This window comes from Frankia sp. CcMO1, assembly GCF_977945845.1.
On the sequence record NZ_CDWTMG010000096.1, the window covers coordinates 12201 to 16826 of the forward strand.

At 72.3% G+C, this 4626-nt stretch carries 5 protein-coding genes; 3 read left to right on the forward strand and 2 right to left on the reverse strand.

Annotated features, from left to right (window positions below):
* Positions 1-133 precede the first annotated feature (133 nt).
* Positions 134-631 carry a hypothetical protein gene (locus AC08OU_RS13255; RefSeq protein WP_476605010.1) on the forward strand — a complete coding sequence of 166 codons (498 nt, stop codon included), beginning with the start codon at positions 134-136 and terminating at the stop codon, positions 629-631.
* A 731-nt stretch (positions 632-1362) separates the two neighbouring features.
* Entirely contained in the window at positions 1363-2355 is a 993-nt protein-coding gene (locus AC08OU_RS13260; protein WP_476601521.1) for a DUF8189 domain-containing protein, read from the forward strand.
* 14 nt (positions 2356-2369) lie between these two features.
* On the opposite strand, the gene AC08OU_RS13265 is transcribed toward AC08OU_RS13260, so the two are convergent.
* Entirely contained in the window at positions 2370-2750 is a 381-nt protein-coding gene (locus AC08OU_RS13265) for a hypothetical protein (protein WP_476601520.1), read from the reverse strand.
* A 282-nt stretch (positions 2751-3032) separates the two neighbouring features.
* Between AC08OU_RS13265 and AC08OU_RS13270 the strand changes: the two genes are divergently transcribed.
* Entirely contained in the window at positions 3033-3707 is a 675-nt protein-coding gene (locus AC08OU_RS13270; RefSeq protein ID WP_476601519.1) for an LON peptidase substrate-binding domain-containing protein, read from the forward strand.
* 64 nt (positions 3708-3771) lie between these two features.
* Here the strand turns inward: AC08OU_RS13270 and AC08OU_RS13275 are convergent, their stop codons facing one another.
* On the reverse strand, positions 3772-4476 hold the full coding sequence (locus AC08OU_RS13275; protein WP_476601518.1) for a hypothetical protein: 705 nt from the start codon (positions 4474-4476) through the stop codon (positions 3772-3774).
* Between the last annotated feature and the right edge of the window lie 150 nt (positions 4477-4626).

The following is a 4626-nucleotide window of genomic DNA, read 5'->3' on the forward strand; positions in this document are numbered from 1 at the left end:
ATTTCAACTCCAAAGCAGGCGAAGGTACCAGATCGGCACTCTGCGCGCTTGTTTTCGCAAAAGCCGGCGCAGCAAAGCCGCAACACGATACAACTCCGCACAGCCATCCCCACCGAAAGGAAAATGATCAAGTATGGCGGGGGACGTACCGGCCGACGAACACGCGCTCATCATCTCGGCCGGCGGGGAAACGGGCCGAGCACTCCGTGCGGCGTTCGCGGCGATCGCAGCCACCGGCGCATCCTCGGATGACGGGGTCGACCAGACCGCCGAGAGCGACGGCTCGCCAACCGATCCCACCCTGGCCAACGAACGACAGCCGCTGCACCGCTACGGCAGGGTCCACGTGCTGGGCCAGCCTCGGGACATCTCCACGGCGACGGCGACGGCGGAACGCGCCGCCGCCCGGCTGGCAGCGACGGTCCTCCCCCCCCGCGGACGGCAGCGTCGTGTCGACCACCGGGGTGTCGCCCGGCCTGAGCCGCGCCGAGACGCTCGGGCTAGACGCCTTCCGTCTGCGGACCAGCGCCGCCTACCGGCATCTCAAGCAGGAACGTCCCCGCGACGGCCGGCCGTGGGACATGGACCGGCCCTGCACCGACATCCCGCCGCCCCGGGGCAGCTCGCCTGATCCGGACCGGCCGGCCCCGCATGCCCAGACGACACCGCATGCCCAGGCGAACGGGCGGGCCGAGGCCCAGAGCCCGACCGCCGCGCCCGCGGACACCCGGACCGCCGCGCAGACCACCCAGGCGCCCTCCCCCACCAGCGCGGCGCTGGAGGGATCGGTGGCCGTCGGGCTGATCCTCGTGGAAGGGCCGACCACCGCACTGCAACTGACCGCCGCGGAACGCACCAAGATCGTGGCCGAGGTGCAGAACGGGTTGTCCTGGTACGCGACCACGAACCCGGCGGCCGACCTGACCTTCCACTACGACATCCAGATCGTGCGGCTGCCCGTCCCAGCGGACCCGAACGCGCCCGACCTCGAGGCGCTGTGGCGTGACCCCACCATGAGCCGGCTCGGCCACGCGGCCAGCTTCGACGGCGTCTACGACTACGTCGACGCGCTCCGGGCCCGGCTCGGCACCCGGTCCGCCTACTGCGCGTTCTTCACCAAGTATCCGCTGGGATACTTCGCGTACTCCTCGGTGGGTGGTCCCCGGCTCGTGATGTCCTGCGACAACGACGGCTGGGGACCGGACAATATCGACCGGGTCTTCACCCACGAGACCGGCCACATCTTCGGCGCTCCGGACGAGTACGCGGGCGCCCAGTGCGACTGCGGCGGTCGGTGGGGGGGCGTTCCACGCCCCAAACGGCAACTGCGACGCCTGCGCGCCCGCGCCCGTCGACTGCCTGATGCGCTCGAACAGTTTCGCGCTGTGCCGCTACACCCCCAGCCACCTCGGCTGGGGCCACGGAGTGAGCGGCAACCCGGCGCTCGTCCAGACCAGGGGGCTCGGCCGGATCAGCAACTTCGACGCCGTCGTCCCCTCGGCCTTCGCCGGGCTGACCCACGTCTGGCGGGACAACGACGCGGCCGGCTTCCCCTGGATGGCCCCATGGCAGACGGCCCAGGAGCTCGGCCGGATCGATGCCGTCACCATGATCCAGAGCACCCTGGCCAGGCCGGGACCCCTCGAGATCGCCGTCCGGGCCGGCTCGGCGCTGTACTTCCTGTGGCGGGACTCCACCGGTGCCTTCGCCTGGCACCCGCCGACCCGCCTCGCCCAGGGCGTGGGGGGCGTTCCGTCGCTGGTGCAGAGCCGGCTGGGCAGCAAGGGCAACTTCGAACTACTCGTGCCCGCCGCGGACGTCGGCATCCTGCACCTGTGGCGCAACCATGACATCCACGGATTTCCGTGGAGCACTCCGAAGCTGTTCGGCGCGAACCTCGGGCGCGTCGACGCCGTCAGCCTCATCCACGGCACGCTGGGCGGCGGCAACGGGATGTTGGAAGCGGTCGCCCGGGTCGGCAACCGGCTCGTGCACCTCACCCGCGACAACAGGGCGGTCTGGCGCACCGGCCCCGTCTTCGCCGAGGGCGTGACGGGCAATCCGGTGCTCATCCAGAACGCCTTCCCCGACGGCTCCCGCAACTTCGAGGTGGTCGTCCCCGCCGCGGGCCGGGGACTCATCCACTTCTACCGGAACAACGGCGCGCCATCCCCGGTCTGGAGCGGACCGCGGCCGTTCGCGCCGGAGCTGGGCCGGGTGGATGCCGTCTCGATGATCCAGAGCAACTTCGACGGGCATCTGGAGGTGCTCGCCCGCGTCGGCGACCGGCTCCACATGGTCTGGCGTTCGTCGGGCCCCGGTGCGAGATGGTCGGTCCCCCGGCGCGTGTTCTGAGCCGCCGCGCGGGGTCATCCGGCCGGCGGCGCCCCGGGTGGCCGGTCGGGCGGGAGGTACCCCGGCGTGTCCCAGGGCTCACCACCCGCGGGATCGCGGTGCTTGGCACCCCTCCGCGCCAGCCAGCCGTCGACGAACAGGCTCTCGGCGGCGGTGAGGGACTCCCGCAGCGCCGGGGGAACCTGATCGACGAAGACCCCGCACACCCCGGACAGGGCAGCCACCTCCGGCGCCCGCGAGGGGGGCAGCGCCACGAGAGCCAGCCGGGGGCGCAGGGCCGAGGTCACGGTGCCGAGGACGGCCAGTTCGGCCAGTGGATCGGCACCCGTGCCGGTCGAGAAGCCCCGGTCCGGCCGGTGGAAGACGACCAGCAGCTCCGGCTCGGTTTTCCACACCGGGCCATTCTCCCGCGAACGAACCCGGATGGAAGGCCCCCAGGCACCGGCGGCCCACCGTCCGGGCTCCCAGCCCACCGCCCGAACCCGCGCCCGAACCCGCGCCCGGTGAGAATCACAGTCCTTCCTGGATGGACACCGTGGCTACCGGGGGACAGAGTTGGGACAAACGTCCGACTCCTGGTCGTGGACCCGCCCCGGGCGGTCCTCGCCCGACCGCCACCGGCCGCTTCCGGTCCCGTCCGGGGCCGGAGAGGGCAGGACAGGAAGAAGGCACCGCAGTTGAGCGAGCGGCTTCCTCTGTTTCCGCTCGGGACGGTCCTGCTCCCCGGGCTGGTCCTACCCCTGGAGATCTTCGAGGAACGGTACCGGATCTTGGTGCGGGAACTGCTCGAGCAGCCCGCTGACCAGGTCCGACGGTTCGGAGTGATCGCCATCCGGCGAGGCCGGGAGGTGGGTCCGGCCCTGCCGGCGATCCACGACGTGGGCTGCACCGCCGTGCTGCGGGGCGTCCAGGAGCACTCCGACGGGCGGTTCTCGCTCATCACGGTGGGCGGTGACCGGTTCCGGATCCGCACGGTGGACCGGCACAGCGAGCCCTACCTCGTCGGGGACGTCGATTACCTGCCGGAGGACGTCGGCGACACCGACGACACCGACGACACCGTTCCGGCGGTCCAGCGTCTGCTCCGAACCTACGCCGACCGGCTCGCCGCCACCGGCACCGTGCAGATCTCGCTGCCGGACCTCCCCGACGACCCGATCGCCCTTTCGTACGTGATCGCCGCCGCCGCCGTCACCGACGTCACCGAACGTCAGGGGCTGCTCGCCGCGCCGGACGCGGCCAGCCGACTGCGGGCCGAACGGGCGCTGCTCCGCCGGGAGATCGGCCTCCTGGAAAAGATCACCACCATCGGATCGAGCGAGTTGCGCCGAGTCGATCCCAGCCCGAACTGACCGTTACCCGAACTGGCCCCGGGCCGAACCGTGGGACGTTCGCCCCGTCCGGGGGGATCGACGCTCAGTCCCCAGCCCCAGCCCCGTAGCCGGGCGCGGTCGGACCCCGCCTGTCCTCGGCGGCGTCCGACCGGGCCCGCGAGGTCACCCACAGCCCGACGAGGAGCATGACCAGGGCGGTCACCGGCATGACGAAGTAGAGCCCGCCCGCGCGGACCTTCATGTCCACCAGGTCGGTGAGCAGCGGAGAGGCGTCCTTCGGCAGCGCGTGCAGCAGCTGGGGCGAGCGCCGCAGGTGGCCGATCCAGCCGGCGATCAGCGAGCCGCCGATGCCGCCCGCGGCGAGCCCGACCGGGACCGGCCATCCCGCGTCCCGGACCCGCCAGCACGCCACGGCACCGCCGATCACACCGGCGACCGCGCAGATCTGGGCGAACCGGACGTCGATGTCGCTCTGGACTGTGAACGCCGATTCATGCCCGCCCAACGCCGCGGCGAGATCCAGGTGCGGCGCGGTCGCGGCCCAGAGCAGGCCGAGCGGGAAGCCGGCGAGCGCCATCGCCGCCGCGCAGATCAGGCCAGCGACGGCTGCCGGACGAGCACCGAACGCCCGGCCCGGGCTCCGCCCGGGCGGCGCCGGCTCACCGGCCGCGGGGACGGCAATCGCCGGATCGAGGGTCGGCTGACCAGGGTGGTGCGGCCTGTCCCCGGGTGGGACGGACAGCGCGGCCGGCTCGACTCCGCGGATGTCCGACGACCGCTCCGTCATGACGCGCTTCCTGCCACTGGCTGTCTGTCTCCTCGTCCCCGGCCTACCAGCGTCCCCGGCCTACCAGCGCATCGTCGCCGACCGGCCGCAGGCCGTTGACCCTACCGCGCCGGGCGGTCCCGCAGTGGTCCTGCTACTACGCCGGATCTG